The following is a 17691-nucleotide window of genomic DNA, read 5'->3' on the forward strand; positions in this document are numbered from 1 at the left end:
GTCAACGGTTGACCGAGAAGGTGGCGACGCTGCTCTGCAGGTCCTGCGCGGCCTGCTGCAGGTACTGGACCGCCTCGCTGGTGGCCTTGAGCGCCTCGGTGGTCTGCTGGGTGCTGTCGTTGAGCTGGGTGATGGTCTCGGCGATCTGGACGGCACCCAGCGCCTGGGACTGCATGCCCTCCAGCACGATGTCGAAACGCGCCGGCAGTTTCTGTACGTCCTCGATGACCTCGGCCAACTGGTCGCTGACGCTCGCCACCTCCTGCACGCTCCGGCGGATCTCCTCGGAGAACTTGTCCATGCCCATGACGCTGGCGGAAACCGCGGAGTTCATGTCCTTGAGCATCTGCTCGATGTCGTCGGTGGCAGCGGTGGTCTGGTCCGAGAGCCGGCGGATCTCGGTGGCCACCACCGAGAAGCCGCGACCCGCCTCACCGGCCTTTTCCGCTTCGATGGCGGCATTGAGCGACAGCAGGTTGGTCTGGTCGGCCACCTTGGTGATGGTGGTCAACACCTTGTTGATGTGACTGGATTTTTCCGACAGTGCCGCGAGCTTGGCGTTGATGGAATCGGTCGCCGCGACCATGCGCTGCATGGTCGCGTCCATGCTCGCCAGGTTGCTGCGCGCCTGCAGTGCGCCGTGGGTGGTTTCGTCGGCCACCTGCACGGCTTCTTCCATGGTCTTGAGCAGGGCATTGGCGTTGGCGGCGATCTCCCGCGTGGTGCTCAGGACTTCCACACTGGTCTGCGCCTGTTCGATGCTGGTGGCTTCCTGCTGGCGGGACGAGGCCGCGATCTCGGTGGTGGAGGAGGTCACCTGGATACCGGCGCGCTGGACCTTGGTGAGCATGCCGCGCAGGTCCTCGATCATCTTGCCCAGGCCGCGGGCCAGCTGGCCGATGGCATCGTCGCCACTGACGCGGGTCCGCCCGGTGAGATCACCGGCGGCGGCCTTGTTGACCAGCTCGAGCAGGTCATCGACGTCGTCGCGCAGGCGCTGCATCAACGCCTGCTCCCGGCTGTGGTCATCCTGGATCTGCTGGGCCATCTGGTTGAAGGCCAGGCCCACCTGGCCCAGTTCGTCGTGCCCCCGTACCTGGACGCGCGCGCCACCCTCGCCAGCGGAAATCCGCGCCACGGTATCGGTCAGGCCGCGAATCGAGCGCAGCAGGCCATGGGACAGCACCCAGGCGATGAGCGCGGCGAGCAGTATGCACAGGGCGCCGCCGGCCAGCAGGGTCCAGGTGAGGCGGCTGCGGGTGCTCTCGGTGTGCCCGGCCCGTTGCGCCGTCAGCTTGCGCTCTTCGTCTGCGATGCTCTGGATCTGCTGGCGGATGCCGGCGACCTGGGTGTTCAGCGCATCGATCAGGGGCTCGTTGGCCAGCTGGGTCGGGCTGAGGTTACCGGTCTCGCGCAGACGCAGCAGCGTTTCGAAGGTATTGCGCCGCCAGTCGTCGAGACTCGCCGCCAGCCGAATGAAGCGCTGTTGCTGCTCGGGGTTGTCCTGGGTCAGTTGCTGGGGCGTGCGTACGGCGTTGGCCAGCTGCGGCAGGGCCTGACGCGCCGTCTCGGCGTCGGCGGGCGTGCCGGAATACCAGTAGTTACGCAGCTTGGCGCGGGTCTCGAGGAGGTTGTTGTCCAGCGCCGTGACCGCCAGTAGGACCTCGGCGGTGTGGCGATCCCAGCGATTGGCGTCGACCAGGCTCTGCAGGGCGGCGTAGGTCTGCCAGAGCAACAGCACGACCAGGGCGATGATGGCGGCGAAGCCGGCGAAGAGTTTGTTCTGGATGCGAATGTTATCGAGCATGGGCACCGGCACGCGCGGACGGAAAGGGGAGGAGCGAACCCAAGGGAACACCCTGACTATCCGATAAAAGTAGCACGGTCATGCATTTATGTGAGTTGCGACGCAATCGGCCTTGGCCGGAAAGGCTGGAACGCCAGGCGGACATCCGCACCTAGGTAGGGCGGCAGCCTGCCACGGCGTCGGATACCAGGAGGCTGCCGGGAGATCAGGCTGCCTCAGGTCGGCGCCGCCTCGCTCGCCGCATCGCTTCGACGAGTGCCGTGGCTGTTCTGGCCGCCCTTGCGTCCAGCTTCCGAGGCCCGCGTGGGGTTGTTGGCGAAGTTGCCACCGCTGGCCCGACCACCCTTGCGACCGGCTTCAGCGGCACGCTCGCGGTTGTTGGCGAAGTTGCCTGGATTGCTGCTCTTGTTAGCCATAAGAACTTCTCCTCAATACAGAGTTAGTGAATCCGCGCCCCTTACTCCCTGAGGCTCAGCGGTTCGCTTATTGAGAGTAGCGCTAACGGAAACGAGTTCTGGATGGGCGATAGGGGGTACTTTTGTTGGACTGGCTACAAGTTCGATATAACTTTGTGCAAGTAATCTTCGCCTCTAGAGCCGTTCGTACAAGGCTGTACAGGAGCTGTAGAGGTTTCGGTAAAGGATTGCGGTGGTGAACTGAATGTAACTGGGCTCGGCCTGAAATATTTAGAAATATCTGCGGCAGGGCGCGCCGTTACTGGACTGGCAGGACATAAGCTCAGACGACGAGTGCCCTGGAAGGTTCTTGCCAGGAGACAACTACACTCTCCGAGCACTGAACCTCTTATCGCGCCAATAATAGGATTCATAACTTATTCCGATGGCTGGCTGATTCGGCGTCAAAGACGAAAGCTAGAGCCTCTTGAGTAAGGTTAGTGAGGTAAGTCAATTGGCTCGATAGCAAGGCGCGCCGTGAATACTTCGTTCGATAAAGTTTAAGGCGATAGAGAGATATCCCTTCCCGTTTTTCGTTGACGCTCGGTAGTTACATTTTATTCTCGTTTGTGGGAAAAATTCCTTAAAATGGGAGAGAGACATGTTGGACGAACACCTGGCCCTCAGGCTCAAGGCGCTCCGGCTGGAGCACGGACTCTCGCTGGAACAGCTCGCCGGTCGTAGTGGCGTGAGCCGGGCCACCCTGTCGCGGCTGGAGAATGCCGAGGTCAGCCCGACCACGGCGGTCCTCGGCCAACTCTGCACGGCCTATGGCCTGACCCTCACCCGGCTGCTGCACAGTGTGGAAGCCAGCTTTCCGGCGCAGGTACCCCGGTCGGCACAGCAACTCTGGGCCGATCCCGTCCTGGCGTTCACCCGCCGCTCCGTATCGCCACCGTCCCGGGCACTCGCGGGGGAGGTGATCGAGAGCCAGCTGGGGCCGGGCGTGGACATCCGCTACGAGAGTTCGCCCCGTCCAGGCCTCGAACACCATTTGCTGATGCTCGACGGTGAGCTGCAACTCTGGGTGGAGGGGCAGCACCATCGCCTTGGCGTGGGTGATTGCCTGCGTTATCGGCTCTGGGGCAGCAGCCGTTTTCTCAGTGGCAGTGCCGGTGCCCGCTATCTGCTATTTCTTGTCTGAGAGGTGCCCGATGTCAGCCAGGCTTTCCATCGAGCAACTCGATGCTGCACGCTTCATCGCACGGCTGGAGGATTTCCAGCGACTGCTCGCCGCCTGCGTGGCCGAGGGGGCGAGCATCGGCTTCATCCTGCCTCTGGCCGCGGCCGTCAATAGAGGCTTCTGGCAGGACGGCGTGGCACCAGGTATCGCGCGCGGCGCGCGGCTGCTGTTCGCCGCTCTCCACGAGGGACGGGTGGTCGGCAGTGTCCAGCTGGTGCTCGACACCCCGGCCAATCAGCCGCATCGAGCCGAGGTGGCCAAGCTGCTGGTCCATCCCGAGCATCGCCGCCAGGGGATCGCCCGACAACTGATGCTCAGGCTGGAAGACGCCGCCCGGGCTCATGGTCGGGAACTCCTCACCCTGGATACCCGCAGCGACGACCACGCCGAGCCGCTCTATCTGTCCCTGGGCTACGAGGTAGCGGGCAGGATTCCCGGCTATGCCCTGGATGCCCGGCAGCCCGAGCGACGCGACAGCACCACGTTGATGTACAAGACGTTACCCGCCGTGGCCGCTAAGCTTGGCGCCCCCTTTTCCCTAGGAACGCCGCCTGCCATGCCTCCTCGCTCCGCTTCCGAACTCTGGCAACTCCTGCGCGCCCAGGCCGAGGCGGGGTGCCACGAGGCACCGGCCCTGGCCGACGGCCTGGTGCGGGCGCTGCTGCAGCCCGATGATCTCGCCAGTGCCCTGGCGCGACGTTGCGCCGATGCCCTGGCGGAGGATCCGCGGCAGGCCGAGCAACTCGCCCGGCGCTTCAGGGCGTTGCATGCGGAACTGCCGGACCTGCTGTTGGCCGCCTGCGCCGACCTGGAGGCGGTACTGGCACGGGATCCGGCCTATGCCAGTCTGTTGGAAATCTTCCTCTTCTCCAAGGGCTTCCTGACCTTGCAGGCCCATCGCCTGGGCCATGCCCTCTGGGCCTGCGGCGAACGCCTCCTGGCCCTGCATCTGCAGGCGCGTTGCAACCGCCTGCTGGCCATCGACATCCATCCCGCCGCGCAGCTGGGCCGCGGCATCATGCTCGACCATGGCACCGGTATCGTCATCGGCGAGACCGCGGTGGTGGAAGACGACGTGTCCATCCTCCAGCAGGTGACCCTGGGCGGCACCGGCAAGGAGCAGGGCGATCGCCACCCCAAGGTACGCAAGGGCGTGATGATCGGCGCCGGGGCGAAGATCCTCGGCAACCTGGAGATCGGCGAAGGCGCCAAGGTTGGCGCCGGCAGCGTGGTGCTGCATCACGTGGCGCCCCACACCACGGTGGTGGGTATCCCCGCCCGGCCGGTGGGGCGCCCGCGGGACGCCCATCCGGCCGAGAGCATGGATCAGTCCTTCGACGACTGAGCGAAAAACACCTCCGCCTTGGGATAGCGCTCGCTGTTCAGGTCGCTGGGCCGCAGGCCTTCGCTGTGGATCAGGCTACGTACCAGCTCGCGGTTGAAGGCGCTGTTGCCCGGGTCCGCCAGGTAGTCGGGCAGCGCCAGCCAGCGCGCGTCCTCGATTTCCGCCGGGTCCTGGATGGCGATGTCGGCGTTCAGGGGGGCGAGGCGGCAGACCACATAGAGATTGGACTTGCCGAAGCGATAGGGGTGGGTGGTCACCAGGCCGACGATGGCGCGGAAGGCGGCCTGGATGCCGGTTTCCTCCCAGACCTCGCGGATCACCGCCGGCGCCAGGTCCTCGCCCAGCTCGACGTGTCCTCCGGGCAGCTTGTAGCCCTGGCTGCCGCGTTCGCGGATCGCCAGCAGTTCGCCTCGGTCATTGAGCACCAGGCCGCCCACGCCCAGGCTGTGGGTGGGGACGAAGGGCGCGAAGGCGGTAGGGGCGCCGCGCCAGACCAGGGTCAACTCCTCTTCGAGACAATTGTGAAAGATGAAACCCGCCGCCGTGGCGACCCCGACCAGCTCGCCGAGGGCCAGTGGCAGGGTCAGCCAGATGAGATTGCGCCCCTCGCGGCGCGCCTGGTCGAGCAGATCGGCGAGCGCCGGCGCGAAGGCCTCGCGGTTGGGTGGCAGCGAGTTAGCGTCGATGATGAGGCCATTGAAGGCGTCCAGGCGATACTGCACGGTCACTCCGTAGGACGTGGCTGGATGGGGGCCGAGGGCACGATACCGGCTTCGCTGGGCAACAGCAGACTGGCGCGCGGATTGGCGATCTCGATGCCGCGTTCGCGGAAGCGTTCGAGGATGCGCCGGTTGAGTTCGCGCTGCACGCCCCAGCGGCCCTTGTCGATGCACCTCATCTGCCCGGCCAGGGTGACCATGGAACCGTCGACGGCATCCACGCCCCAGATTTCCAGGTCGGCCAGGATCAGGTCCTTGAAAGCCTCGTCGGCGCGCAGGCCGGCGCCGATATCCTTGAGTTCGGCGATGGCGCGCTCGATGTCCTCCCCATAGCCCACGCTGATGCGCAGGGCGGCGTTGCCGATGCCGCGGTTGATGTTGTTGACCGCCGATACCGAGCTGAAGGGCACGATGTGCAGCGAGCCATCCCCGGCGCGCAGCCGCACGGTGCGGATCGAGAGGTACTCCACGGTGCCCGAGACCCCGGCCACGGTGACCCAGTCGCCCACCTGCATGGCGTTCTCCAGCAGCAGGAAGATACCGGTGATGAAGTCTTGCACCAGCTTCTGCGAGCCGAAACCCAGGGCGACGCCGATGATGCTGGCACTGGCCAGCAGCGGGGTGGTGTTGATGCCCAGCTCGCTCAGGGCGGTGAGGCCGACGATGAGAGCGACCAGGATGAACAGGCCGGTGCGCAGCATGGGCAGCAGGGTGCGCAGGCGCGCCGCGCGAACGGTATCGCCGCGCTCGGTCCAGCTGCTCAGGCGGCGGTTGACCGCCACGTTGGCGCCTTCCCAGATCACCACGGCGATGATGGCGGCGATCAGGATGGTGAGGAAGGCGGACAGCAGACTGCGTCCGATGCTACCGTCGTCGAACCAGTCCAGCACGTTCCAGCCCCAGGACTGGAACAGTGCCAGGGCGGTGACCAGGGTGACGATCACCCCCACCAGCCAGCGGGCCAGCGGATAGTAGCGCTGCAGATTGGCCGTCGGGGGGGCTGCATCGTCGCCGCTGGCGGGCTGGAACAGACGCCCCAGCAGACCGAGCAGGAACACCGCCGCCAGGCGGCCGAGGATGACGATGCCGGCCGAGATCGCGACGAAGTTCATCAGGCGCGGCAGGCCGTTCTCGATGTCCAGCGCCCACATGGTCCAGCCGCCCATGACGAAGACCGCGGCGAACACCGCCCAGACCTGACCCAGCCAGGCCCGCAGCACGGCTAGGGCACTACTGCCGTCCTGGCGCCCGGCGATACGGGCGGCCACCGGCCGGCGCACATGGAAGATCAGTCCCACCACCAGCAGGTGCGCCAGCAGCGACACCAGCTTGACGATGGCCTCGCGTCCGGCTTCGTTGGCGCCGAGGATGTCGGCCGCCTGGGCCAGGGCCAGGCCGAAGGTGATCAGGGCGACGAAGGCGTGCAGCCAGCGCAGCAAGGTACAGGCCAGGGTTGCCTTGACCTTGAGCAGGCGGATGCCATGGGCGGCAGGATCGATCAGCAAGCGCATCACGATCAGGGCGAGGCGGGTGGTGAGATAGGCGCCGAGGAAGCCACCGACCAGCTCGCGCTGCCCGGCGTCCGTGCCTACCAGATAGTGGATGAACAGCGCCGCCACCGCCCAGAAGGCCAGCAACGGCAGCACTTCCAACAGCAGCAGGGCCAGGGCGTAGGGTAGGTGGCGCAGGGTGGTCCAGTGCTCCTCGCCACTGGGCCGGACGCGATTGGCGGGCGCCGGCTCCGCCGGCGGCGGCGGATCGCTGGCCGGCGGTGCGGCGCTGTCGGCCGGGGCGATGGGTACCTCCTCCAATTGATCGACGCCATCGCGCTGGGTCTGCACCAGGGCCACCGCGGGCTCCGCCGGGCGGGTAGCGGCATCCGCCTCGGCCGCGGGCGACGTTGCGGGGGGCGGTTGCTGCGCGGCGGCTCGTTGCGCCTGCCGGCGGGCAAGGCTGTCGGCGTGATCGGCATGGCGCTGCAGCCTTTGCCGCGGGCTAGCCAGGCTGCGACGGACCAGCCACTCGCAGAGCAGCCCGGTGCTGAACAGCACGGCCAGGGTCAGCAGGGCTTGCAGCAGGGCGCGACGACCGGCTTCAGAGGTAAAGCTGGCACGGGACCAATCCGGCAGGTCGCGCACCGCGCGCTGTACCTGGACCACCTCGGTACCCAGGTTGTCCGCCCAATGCCCCACGCGCGTCAGCGTCTGGGCGATGAGGCCGTTGGCTTCCAGGGGGACCAGCGGTTTGTCCGTGCTCGCTGCCGGAGGCGTCGCGGCGGTGCTGGCCGTCGTGGCCGAGCCTGGGGTGGCGGGCGTCGCCGCCTTTGCCGCCGGCTGACTGGCGATGGCCTCCAGCGTCAGGATCAGCTCCTGGCGCCGTTGCGGGTCCTGCAAGAGGGTGGCGACCGCGCGGGCTTGCTGGGGATCGAGGCCGGCCGGTGCGGTGGCGGGCGCGTCGGCGGCGTGCAGCCTGGTACCGAGGGTCAGGAGGAACAGGGCGAGCAAGGCTTTGAACATGGTTACGACCTGAGCGATGCCGGAAGACGGGTCTGGCCACATAGACTCGTCAGGCGGCGCGATGACTCCCCGGCGGATGACGCTGCCGGCTGGCGACGCGCCCGGAGCTTGATTCGCATTAGATGTCCACTTTGCATATTAGATTAGCTCTAAATTGAATTTTACCGAGGCGCCCCTGGTGCTTTACCGTCGCGCTGCTGGATCGCTTTGCTGCGATTCCTCTCGGTCTTCGGGTAACGCTCACCGCCTGGAGACCAGGTGAGCGAACGGGCGCCGCGCGCCTGGCGTCGGATCGAATAGACCGCTCTGGCACGGCCTTATGCTAAGGCGCGCCAGGCGCGAAATCACACCTCTCGGGGATGACCGGCTGCGGCTTGCCGCGACCGTCGCAGCTGGTCGACCGCTTTACATCCTCATCGGCACGCCACCCGACGCTGTGGAGCCTGCCCGGAAACGTTCAGGAGGCTTCATGACCATCCACACTCTCAATCGCCGCCGTCTGCTCGGCATGGCGGGCGCCGCTACCGCCGCGGCGCTGGTTGGCCGGCTGGGCTTCGCCGCCGAGACGGGCGATGTCCATGCAGGGCACGCCGGCCATGGGGCAGCCACCGCGGCCAGCCCGGTGGATTTCCTGCAGGACACCGCCCGCTGGGCCTTGCCGGAACCGCGCAAGGTACGGCTGGCGGTGAACCTCAATGCCGTCTGCCTGGCGCCGGTGACGGTGGCCGACAGCCAGGGCTTCTTCAAACAGCACAACCTGGACGTGGAATTCGTCAACTTCGGCAACTCCACCGAGGTGCTGCTGGAGTCCATGGCCACCGGCAAGGCCGAGGCCGCGGTGGGCATGGCCCTGCGCTGGCTCAAGGCGCTGGAGCAGGGCTTCGATGTCCAGCTCACTGCCGGGACCCATGGCGGCTGCCTGCGGCTGCTGGCGCGGGAGGGTGGCCCGGGCGACTTGGCTGCGCTCAAGGGCACCACCATCGGCGTGACTGACATGGCTTCGGCGGACAAGAACTTCTTCTCGCTGATGCTCAAGCGCCATGGCGTCGACCCGGTGCGCGACATCACCTGGCGGGTGTATCCGGTCGATCTGCTCGGGCCGGCCCTGGAGCGGGGCGAGATCCAGGCCGCGAGCGGTTCGGACCCCATGATGTACCGGGTCAAGCAGCAGCCCGGTGTGGTCGAGCTGTCCAGCAATCTGGTGGAGGACTATGCCAAGCTGAGCTGCTGCGTGGTCGGCGTCAGCGGCACCCTGGCGCGGCAGGAAAAGCCCGTGGCCGCGGCCATCTCCCACGCCATCCTGCAGGCCCACGCCTGGGCCGCCCGGCATCCCGAGGCAGTGGCCGAGCTGTTCCTGCCCCAGACGGTGAACAGCTCGAAGGCGGAGTTGCTGGCCATCCTGCGCGAGCACACCCATGCCCACTATTCGGTGGGCGAGGCCTTCGTCAGGGAAATCGCCGTCTATGCCCGCGATCTCAAGCAGATCGAGGTCCTGCGGCCGCGGACCGATCCCCTGGCCTTCGCGGAGAGCATCCATGCCGACGTCTTCGCTTGAGCGCATCCAACCGGTCCGGGCGACCGCTCTCACCTGGCGGGGTGGCCTGCTCGCCGCGGCGGCCTGGCTGGCCCTGGCGCTGTTCCTGCCGTTCTATCCCGAGCACGGGCGGCCCTGGCCCTTCACTCGCGAACTGGCCGTGGCGGCCACCGTGGTCGCCGCGCTCCTGGCCTCGCTGGCGCTGCTGTCCGGGCGCAGCGAACGACTGCTGGCGAGGCTGCGGCGCGCGGGTCCCTGGCTGATCGCGCTGCCCGTGCTGCTGGGGCTCTGGACCCTGGTGACGGCCAAGCTGCGGCTGCTGCCGGTCCCCTTTTTCGCCCCGACCCAGGCACTGGTCGAGGTGTTCGTCGACGACTGGCCGCGACTGGGTCTGAGTCTGGCGCACTCGTTGTGGCTGTTGCTCAACGGGGTCGCCGCCGGCGCCCTCTGTGGTTTTCTCGCCGGTCTCGCCATCGGCTGGTCCCAGCGCATCGGCTACTGGGTGCATCCGGTGCTACGCCTGCTCGGTCCCATCCCGTCCACCGCGCTGCTGCCGATCTGCTTCTTCTTCTTTCCCACCAGCTGGAGCGCGAGCGTCTTCCTCATCGCCCTGGCCACCTGGTTCCCGGTCACGGTACTGACCTGGTCCGGCGTCGCCAGCGTCGACCGCGCCTACTACGAGGTGGCCCGTACCCTGGGGGCGAGCAATGCCTTCCTGGTCGTGCGGGTGGCCATACCGGCGGCCTTGCCCCAAGTCTTCGTCGGCCTGTTCATGGGCCTGGGGGCGTCCTTCTCGGTGTTGGTGGTGGCCGAGATGATGGGCGTCAAGGCCGGCCTGGGCTGGTATCTGCAGTGGGCCCAGGGCTGGGCGGCCTACGCCAACATGTATGCGGCGCTGCTGGTGATGGCGTTGCTCTGCTCGGGTCTGATCACCCTGCTGTTCGCCATCCGTGACCGGGTGCTGTCCTGGCAGAAGGGGACGATGAAATGGTGAGTGCAACGGCTTTCCTGGACCCGGAAGCACCGGGATTGAGTCTGGAGGTACGCGGCCTGAGCCATGCGTTCGAACTGGCGGATGGTCCCCTGCCCGTGCTGGAGCGGGTCGATCTGCGCCTGGCCGCCGGCGAGAGCCTGGGGTTGCTGGGCCCCTCGGGCTGCGGCAAGTCGACCCTGCTGCGTCTGGTGGCAGGCCTGGAGCAGGTGCAGAGTGGCAGCCTGCTGGCCGACGGTGCCGCCATCCCCGGGCCGCATCACTCCCGCGTCCTGATGTTCCAGGACCCCACCCTCTACCCCTGGCGCCGCGTCTGGGACAACGTCGCCCTCGGCCTGCAGGCCCGGGGGCTGCTCGCCACCCAGCGCGAGCGGGTGGACGAGGCCCTGCGCCGCGTCGGTCTGCTGGAGTTTCGCCATGCCTATCCGCGACAGCTGTCCGGGGGCATGGCCCAGCGCGCGGCCCTGGCCCGGGCGCTGGTGAACGAGCCGCGGCTGCTGCTGCTCGACGAGCCCCTGGGCAAGCTGGATTCCCTTACTCGCATCGCCATGCAGAGCGAGTTGATCCGCCTCTGGCAGCAGCAGCGCTACAGCGCCTTGCTGGTGACCCATGACGTCGAGGAGGCCTTGCTGCTGTGTGACCGGGTACTGGTGTTCTCGGCGCGACCGGCCCGGGTGCTGGCCGAGATCGTCGTCGACCGGCCGTATCCCCGCCGGCGTGACGATCCCCGGCTGCTGGAACTGCGCCACCACGCCCTGGAACTGCTGGGGCAGGGCAGCGACTGGTAGCGTGAACGCTTAGAACCTGTCCACGATCTAGCGAGCCAGAGCCAAACAAGGCCTGGGCGGCCCCACGACAATAGCTGAGGAAGCGGATCGGACCCGCGCTCGGGTTTACGCGTGGTAAATGAGCATGGCGACGGGGCCGTCCAGGTGGGGCAGGCCTTCCAGGCCATTTCAACGCCGTTTGGCCGACGTGCAGCAGATCGTGAACAGGTTCTCAGGCGAGGCGAGAGTGGCGTCGCCAGTCGCCGGGCGTCTGCTCGGTCCAGCGTTTGAAGGCGCGCTGGAAGGCAGCGGGGGAGGCGAAACCCAGCAGATAGGCGATCTCGCCGAAACTGGCTTCGGTGTCGCGGATGTAGGCCAGGGCCAGGTCCCGGCGGGTCAGGTTCAGCAGGGCGCGATACTGGGTGCCTTCGTCCGCCAGCTTGCGCCTCAGGGTCCAGGGCGGCAGGCGCAGGCGGCTGGCGATCTGCTCCAGGGTCGGCTCGCCATGGCGCAGCAGCGGCCCCATGACCTCCACCACCCGTTCGGTGAGGCCGCGGGTGCGGGTCAGGCGGCCATGTTCCGCTGCGCTCAGGGCCAGCAGCTGGCGCCAGGTGGCGGGACAGTGGTCCGGGCCGGGCAAGGCCAGGGTCGCGGTGTCGAGCAACAAGGCGTTCTCCGCCGCGCCGAATTCCACCGGGCAGCCGAAGACGGTTGCGTAGGGGGCGAGGTCGGCCGGCGCCGGATATTCGATCAGCACGCGGCGCGGGTACAGGGGCGCGCCGGCCACGCTGCCCAGCAGTGCCAGCCAGGCGCTGAGCACCACGTCGACCACGAACCTGTTGTAGCCGTTGTAGGGGCTGATGCTATAGAAGTGCAGCCAGGCGTCGCGCCCTTCGGCCGCCCAACGCGAACAGCCACGATAGTTGCGCCCGTACAGCGGCTCCAGATGCAGCAGCGTCTCCGCCGCGTGGCGCACGTCCGGGGCCTGGGCCACGGTGACTCCGGCGAGGCCGAGAAAGGCGGGGCGCATCGCCTGGCCCATGGCCAGCCCCAGGGCCGGATCGCCGGTCAATTCCAGGGCGGCGTGGCCGAGGCGCATGTAGTGGGGAATCGACAGCCGCCCGCCGGGCTCGGCCAGCCGCGCCGCGGTAAGGCCGAAGCGACGCAACAGACTTTCTGCATCCGCGCCCCGTGCCGTCACCGCGGCGGCCAGCGCCAGGACGAAGCCGGTGGACAGATCGCCCAGGCGCAGCGCGGGAGCGTTCATAGCCGCAGGTTGATCAGCTTGGCGCCGCCGCGGGCCGGATCCGTCGCCGCCGCCGCATCCGGGGTGAACCCCTGGCTGGTGCCGTCGGCGCGCCATTCCCACAGCCGGCCATGCAACTGGACTTCCAGGGCGGCCCGGATGCCGGCCGCGCGCAGGCGTTGGGCATCGAAGGGCGCCGGAGCCGGGGTCGCGCCCGAGGCCAGGGCCGGAATGGCCAGCAGGTCCACCTGGGGATCGTCCAGCACCCCGGCGCGGGTGGTGTCACTGCCCTGGATCACACCCAGGCGGCCCAGGGCGGTATCCAGGCGCAGCAACGGCGGACTGAGGTCCTCGCCCCCTTGTTGGCCGGGCAACGGCCGGACCAGCGCCGGCCCCAGCGGTTGACCCTGGGGACCGAACACCAGGGTGACGTTGCGCAGGGGGCCGGTGCCGACCTGGAGTTCACCCTCCACCAGGCTCGGGCCGGGCAGGACGATGGAGCCGGCCACCAGGGTCACCTGGTAGCGGCGGGCGAGCCCGGCGAAGAGTTGCTGGTAGGCGCTGGCCATGTCCCAGGCCTTCATGCGCAACAGGCTGTCGGCCAGGCGCTGGTCACCCTCGGCCTGGAACCAGGCGCGGGCGAAGCGCAGGGGATTGCCCAGCATCAGCCAGTGGAAGGCGTCTGCGGTCTGGGTCGCGGCATAGACCTCGGGCTTCTCGCCCATCAGCGCCAACGGCGTGCCCAGGTGCTCGGGCAGCACCACCACGGTGTGGGCGCCGAGCAGGCCCAGGCGCCGGGCATTGTCCAGGTAGGCGTCGAGCTTGAGCCTCAGGCGTTCGGGATTGCCGTAGTCCAGGGCGAACAGTTCGGGCTCTATTCCCAGCAGGTTGCCGGTGCTGGCCGCGGTCGGCGTGGTGGCCAGGTCCACCGCCAGGCTGCTGCGCAGGTCCGACAGGTAATGGAAGGCTGGCCGCTGGGCCACCCAGCCCGCCAGCACGGCGAACAGGGCGATCAGCACCAGGAACACGAGCTTGCGCATCGACACTCCGCATCGAGCCCGGCGTGCGGCCGAGCGAAATCAAGAGCCTGTTCAAGGGCTCGCGAGCTAGAGCCAAACAAGGCAAAAATGGCTGAGGAAGCGGATCGGACCCGCGCTCGGGATTACCAGGGGTAAAGGAGCATTGCGACGGGGTCGCCCAGGTGGGGCTGGCCTTCCCGGCCATCTTTGACGCCATTTGGCCGACGCGCAGCAGCCTTCGAACAGGCTCCAAAGGTGCTCAGGGTAGGAGACTGGAACGCCTCTGCCAAGCCACGGCTGTACATTTGGGTAAAGAGGTTGTCATTTCCGGTGATTGAGACCCAGGCGCAGGGCTCCTATCGTGGCGGCAGGCCCTCCCGAGAAGGGTCAACCGACCGGAGACCGCCATGATCGAACTTGCCCCTGGTAATACCACCCCTATAGATGCCTATCCGCATCTGCTCGAACCTCTGCAACTGGGGTCGATCAGGCTGCGCAATCGCGTGGTGATGGGGTCCATGCACACGGGGCTGGAAGAGCGTCCGGGCGGCTTCGCCCGCATGGCGGCCTTCTTCGCCGAACGGGCGCGGGGCGGCGTGGGGCTGATCGTCACCGGCGGCATCGCACCCAACGAAGAGGGCGCGGTGGCCAAGGGCGCCGCCAAGCTGACCACCGCCGAGGAAGCCGAGCACCACCGTCCGGTGACCGAGGCGGTGCACGCCGCCGGCGGGCGCATCTGCCTGCAGATCCTGCATGCCGGTCGCTACGCCTACAATCCGCAGTTGGTGGCGCCCTCGGCGCTGCAGGCCCCGATCAATCCCTTCACGCCCCGCGAACTCGCTGACGCCGAGATCGAGACCCAGATCGCTGCCTTCGTGCGCTGTGCGGAGCTGGCACAGCGAGCCGGCTACGACGGCGTCGAGGTGATGGGTTCGGAAGGCTACTTCATCAACCAGTTCATCGCTGCCCGTACCAACCACCGCACCGATCGCTGGGGCGGGGACTTCGCCAGCCGCTGCCGCTTGCCGCTGGCCATCGTCGAGCGCATCCGCGCGGCGACGGGGCCGGATTTCCTGATCATCTTCCGCCTCTCGCTGCTGGATCTGGTGGAGCAGGGCAGCACCCCCGAGGAGTGCCTGCAGCTGGCGCTCTGGCTGGAGGCCGCGGGCGTCAGCCTGATCAACACCGGCATCGGCTGGCACGAGGCGCGCATCCCCACCATCGCCACCCTGGTGCCGCGCGGGGCCTTCGCCGCCGTCACCGCCCAACTCAAGGGCCGGGTAGGCGTGCCGCTGATCGCCACCAACCGTATCAACACGCCCGAGGTGGCCGAGCGGATCCTCGCCGCCGGCCAGGCCGACCTGGTGTCCATGGCGCGCCCATTGCTGGCCGATGCGGACTTCGTCGCCAAGGCCGCCGCGGGCCGGGCCGACGAGATCAACACCTGCATCGCCTGCAACCAGGCCTGCCTCGACCACACCTTCGCCGGCAAGCTGACCAGTTGCCTGGTCAATCCCCGCGCCTGCCACGAGACCGAGTTGCTGATCCTGCCCGCCGCCGCGCCGCGCACCCATGCGGTGGTCGGGGCCGGGCCGGCCGGCCTGGCCGCCGCGATTACCCTGGCGGAGCGCGGTCACCGGGTGGTGCTATTCGAAGCCAGCGAACGCATCGGTGGCCAGTTCAACGTCGCCAAGCGCATTCCCGGCAAGGAAGAGTTCGGCGAGACCCTCAGGTACTTCCAGCGGCGTCTGGAGCGGCTGAACGTCGAGGTGCGTCTCAACCATAGGGCGAGCGCTGCCGAACTGCAGGCCGAGGGCTTCGACTCGGTGATCCTGGCGACCGGCGTCACCCCACGGATTCCTGCCATTCCCGGCGTCGATCATCCCAAGGTGCTGGGCTATCTGGACGTGCTGCTGGAGCGCCAGCCGGTGGGCCGGCGGGTCGCCCTGATCGGCGCCGGCGGCATCGGCTTCGACGTGGCCGACTTCCTCACCCACGCCCAGCAGGAGGCCGAGCCCATCACCGCCTTCTACCAGGAGTGGGGCATCGATCCCAGCTTCAGCACCCGTGGCGGTTTGGCGCCGGCATCGCCCCCGGTGGTGGATCGGGAGGTCTGGCTGCTGCAACGCAAACCCGGCAAACCCGGCAAGGGCCTCGGCAAGACCACTGGCTGGATTCACCGGGCGCGTCTGCAGCACCGGGGAGTGCACGCCATCGGCGGGGTGGAATACCTGCGCATCGACGACGCCGGCCTGCACCTGCGCCTGCCCGATGGCACCGAGCAGCTGTTGGCGGTGGACAACGTGGTGCTCTGCGCCGGGCAGGAGTCGCTGCGCGAGCTGGAGAGCGAGCTGCTGGGCTTGGGCATGGCGGTGCATCGGGTTGGCGGGGCGGATGTCGCGGCCGAGCTGGATGCCAAGCGCGCCATCGATCAGGCCACGCGACTTGCCGCTCAGCTGTAACTCTTCGTTGCAAACCGGGAAGATTTATGTGACCTGTCTCTCATAACATTCTTTCCAGACCGACCGCCGTCCCAATGTCCGGCGCCGGCCCCGTCGCGCCGCGCAGGATTGGCTAAGCTGCCGTCCTGCTGCCTCGGCCGGGCGATCCGCCTGCTGGCGCACCAGGTAGCGCGGGGGATGCATTAGTGCTCCGCCGGCCGGGAGAGGTAGGATGCACCTCCAGTCGCATCGTCCCCCTCGCCCTGCCAATGCCTGAGCGAGTCACGGGGACGGACGCTGGCCTCGGTATTCATGTGGGATCGACAGGGCAAGCGGCACAGATGGCAGAGACGTTGAACGAAGAGGCGGTACTGACCCCGGTGGTGCTGGGGTTCGGCGACCAGGGCGTGAACCGCGCCCTGCTGTTTCCCGATTTCCAGGCGCTCTGGCGCGGCGAGGGCCCACTGCTCGACTGCGCGGGCCGGCGCCATCGCTTCGTCTATCTGTTGCTGGACGACCATCGCCGGGTCAAGGCCGCCGTGTTCTTCCTGCTGGCCTTCGACGCCCAGGGTTGCCCGCTGCCCGAATGGGACCTGCCGCTGATGGAGTTGGCCGAGCGTGGCGGCGTCGGTCCCGATCTCGGCGCCGGTCCGATCCGCCTGGCCAGCCGCAGCCAATGCGCCATTTCCTGGCACCAGGGTGATCTCTGGGACCCGCGCAGCGATGAGGATCATGACGACTGGCAGGCGATTCGCGACTGCCTGGGCCTGGTCGCGCCGCGCGACGGCGAGGTCGAGCTGGCCGGGGAATACCATCCCAGCGCCGCCGACGGCATCGACGTCGAGGCGCGTCTGGAGCGGGTCCGCCGCATCCTCGCCCAGGAACACCAGGAGGCGCTGGACAAGCTCATCGCCGGCCAGCGCACCCGTTTGCTCACGCTCACCCGGCAGCACCAGGAAGACCTGGCACGGCTGCAGCGCGACGCCGACGAGCTGCGCACCGCCAAGGCCGAGCTGGAGGTGCGCTACGCCGCCCTGGCCCAGCACTTGGAACAGCAGAACGACCTGGCCCGCCAGCAGCGCGAAGAACTCAACGAGCAGATGCGTACCCTGGAGCGCAACGCCCTCTACAAGATCGAGGCACTGCGTATCCAGGCCGAAGCCGAGAGCGAAGCCCGGGTGGCCGCCGCGGTGAATGAGCTGAAGAACCAGCTGTCGATCCGCGAGGTGGAACTCAAGTACCGCGACGAACTGGACGGCCAGCTGCAGGACGACATCCGCCAGTTGCGCGAGCGCTGCGCCCAGTTGGTCGCCGACAGCAACGAAGGGCAGCTGGAGCGCCTGGCGCGCCAGGGCATCCTCTTCGTCACCTTCCAGCCCGGCGCGGGGCATCTCATCCTCGGGCGCCAGGACGTGCCGCGCTTCAGTGCCGATCCCCTGGGTTTCGTCGCCGAACACTGCAAGGTCAGCCGCGAGCAGTACCAGCGCTGGCTGGAGCATCACCAGCAGCCGGTGTGCCAGGCCGAGGTGGACGGCGAACGCTGCGGTCGTCCGGTGGCGCGGGTGGAGCATCCGGCCCAGTTCGATCCCCTGCGCTCGACGCGCTGTGCGGAGCATCGGGGCGACGACAGCGATGGCGACGTCGCCAATCTCTGAGCCAGCGTCGTCA

General features: G+C 67.9%; 12 protein-coding genes and 2 pseudogenes. 8 read left to right on the forward strand and 6 right to left on the reverse strand.

Translation table 11 applies throughout. The features are described 5' to 3' along the window. Position 1: 1 nt before the first annotated feature. Complete coding sequence (locus AR540_RS01745; protein WP_059226140.1) at positions 2 to 1807, reverse strand: methyl-accepting chemotaxis protein; 1806 nt, start codon at positions 1805 to 1807, stop codon at positions 2 to 4. Positions 1808 to 2022: 215 nt separating this feature from the next. Continuing rightward, positions 2023 to 2199: pseudogene (locus AR540_RS01750) on the reverse strand (general stress protein); the annotation flags it as partial. A 664-nt stretch (positions 2200 to 2863) separates the two neighbouring features. On the opposite strand from AR540_RS01750, the gene AR540_RS01755 reads away from it, so the two are divergent. The 3 genes and pseudogenes from AR540_RS01755 to cysE all read left to right on the forward strand — a co-directional run bounded on the left by AR540_RS01755 (position 2864) and on the right by cysE (position 4790). Then, the gene (locus AR540_RS01755) at positions 2864 to 3406 is read left to right on the forward strand and encodes a helix-turn-helix domain-containing protein (RefSeq protein WP_059226142.1); all 543 of its coding nucleotides are present in this window, start codon (positions 2864 to 2866) and stop codon (positions 3404 to 3406) included. A 10-nt stretch (positions 3407 to 3416) separates the two neighbouring features. Next, positions 3417 to 3860, forward strand: a pseudogene (locus tag AR540_RS01760) (GNAT family N-acetyltransferase); the annotation flags it as partial. A gap of 141 nt (positions 3861 to 4001) precedes the next feature. Then, positions 4002 to 4790, forward strand: a complete 789-nt coding sequence (gene cysE / locus AR540_RS01765; RefSeq protein ID WP_059227894.1) for a serine O-acetyltransferase — start codon at positions 4002 to 4004, stop codon at positions 4788 to 4790. Here cysE and AR540_RS01770 read toward each other — a convergent pair. Both AR540_RS01770 and AR540_RS01775 read right to left on the reverse strand, forming a co-directional pair. Further along, a complete protein-coding gene (locus tag AR540_RS01770; RefSeq protein WP_059226143.1) occupies positions 4772 to 5512 on the reverse strand; it encodes an NUDIX domain-containing protein in 741 nt (246 codons plus the stop codon). The two genes, cysE and AR540_RS01770, sit on opposite strands and share 19 nt — an antisense overlap. Before the next feature lie 2 nt (positions 5513 to 5514). Further along, a complete protein-coding gene (locus AR540_RS01775) occupies positions 5515 to 8025 on the reverse strand; it encodes a mechanosensitive ion channel domain-containing protein (protein WP_059226144.1) in 2511 nt (836 codons plus the stop codon). Positions 8026 to 8494: 469 nt separating this feature from the next. Between AR540_RS01775 and AR540_RS01780 the strand changes: the two genes are divergently transcribed. From AR540_RS01780 to AR540_RS01790, 3 genes are read left to right on the forward strand one after another with little or no spacing between them, the layout of a single operon-like run. Continuing rightward, positions 8495 to 9580 carry an ABC transporter substrate-binding protein gene (locus tag AR540_RS01780; protein WP_059226145.1) on the forward strand — a complete coding sequence of 362 codons (1086 nt, stop codon included), beginning with the start codon at positions 8495 to 8497 and terminating at the stop codon, positions 9578 to 9580. Beyond that, positions 9561 to 10553 carry an ABC transporter permease gene (locus AR540_RS01785; protein ID WP_059226146.1) on the forward strand — a complete coding sequence of 331 codons (993 nt, stop codon included), beginning with the start codon at positions 9561 to 9563 and terminating at the stop codon, positions 10551 to 10553. The genes AR540_RS01780 and AR540_RS01785 overlap by 20 nt, the downstream gene beginning before the upstream one ends. Beyond that, positions 10547 to 11338, forward strand: coding sequence for an ABC transporter ATP-binding protein (locus tag AR540_RS01790; RefSeq protein WP_059226147.1), 792 nt, complete (start codon positions 10547 to 10549; stop codon positions 11336 to 11338). The genes AR540_RS01785 and AR540_RS01790 overlap by 7 nt, the downstream gene beginning before the upstream one ends. 211 nt (positions 11339 to 11549) lie before the next feature. Here the strand turns inward: AR540_RS01790 and AR540_RS01795 are convergent, their stop codons facing one another. Then, on the reverse strand, positions 11550 to 12584 hold the full coding sequence (locus AR540_RS01795; RefSeq protein WP_059226148.1) for an AraC family transcriptional regulator: 1035 nt from the start codon (positions 12582 to 12584) through the stop codon (positions 11550 to 11552). Then, positions 12581 to 13603, reverse strand: a complete 1023-nt coding sequence (locus AR540_RS01800) for a hypothetical protein (RefSeq protein WP_059226149.1) — start codon at positions 13601 to 13603, stop codon at positions 12581 to 12583. The genes AR540_RS01795 and AR540_RS01800 overlap by 4 nt, the downstream gene beginning before the upstream one ends. A 386-nt stretch (positions 13604 to 13989) precedes the next feature. Between AR540_RS01800 and AR540_RS01805 the strand changes: the two genes are divergently transcribed. Then, positions 13990 to 16044: an NADPH-dependent 2,4-dienoyl-CoA reductase gene (locus AR540_RS01805; protein ID WP_059226150.1), complete on the forward strand. Its 2055-nt coding sequence runs from the start codon at positions 13990 to 13992 to the stop codon at positions 16042 to 16044. 320 nt (positions 16045 to 16364) lie between these two features. Beyond that, a complete protein-coding gene (locus tag AR540_RS01810; protein ID WP_177339179.1) occupies positions 16365 to 17678 on the forward strand; it encodes a chromosome partitioning protein ParA in 1314 nt (437 codons plus the stop codon). Positions 17679 to 17691: the final 13 nt, after the last annotated feature.

The sequence above is a fragment of the Pseudomonas sp. EpS/L25 genome (assembly GCF_001512295.1).
Lineage (GTDB): Bacteria > Pseudomonadota > Gammaproteobacteria > Pseudomonadales > Pseudomonadaceae > Chryseomonas.

Excerpts from the sequence above, each read along its gene's own strand:
- AR540_RS01745 (WP_059226140.1), bottom strand. The coding sequence starts at position 1,807 with ATGCTCGATAACATTCGCATCCAGAACAAACTCTTCGCCGGCTTCGCC.
- AR540_RS01775 (WP_059226144.1), bottom strand. The coding sequence starts at position 8,025 with ATGTTCAAAGCCTTGCTCGCCCTGTTCCTCCTGACCCTCGGTACCAGG.
- AR540_RS01800 (WP_059226149.1), bottom strand. The coding sequence starts at position 13,603 with ATGCGCAAGCTCGTGTTCCTGGTGCTGATCGCCCTGTTCGCCGTGCTG.
- AR540_RS01810 (WP_177339179.1), top strand. The coding sequence starts at position 16,365 with ATGGCAGAGACGTTGAACGAAGAGGCGGTACTGACCCCGGTGGTGCTG.
- AR540_RS01805 (WP_059226150.1), top strand. The coding sequence starts at position 13,990 with ATGATCGAACTTGCCCCTGGTAATACCACCCCTATAGATGCCTATCCG.
- AR540_RS01795 (WP_059226148.1), bottom strand. The coding sequence starts at position 12,584 with ATGAACGCTCCCGCGCTGCGCCTGGGCGATCTGTCCACCGGCTTCGTC.
- cysE (WP_059227894.1), top strand. The coding sequence starts at position 4,002 with ATGCCTCCTCGCTCCGCTTCCGAACTCTGGCAACTCCTGCGCGCCCAG.
- AR540_RS01755 (WP_059226142.1), top strand. The coding sequence starts at position 2,864 with ATGTTGGACGAACACCTGGCCCTCAGGCTCAAGGCGCTCCGGCTGGAG.
- AR540_RS01790 (WP_059226147.1), top strand. The coding sequence starts at position 10,547 with ATGGTGAGTGCAACGGCTTTCCTGGACCCGGAAGCACCGGGATTGAGT.
- AR540_RS01780 (WP_059226145.1), top strand. The coding sequence starts at position 8,495 with ATGACCATCCACACTCTCAATCGCCGCCGTCTGCTCGGCATGGCGGGC.
- AR540_RS01785 (WP_059226146.1), top strand. The coding sequence starts at position 9,561 with ATGCCGACGTCTTCGCTTGAGCGCATCCAACCGGTCCGGGCGACCGCT.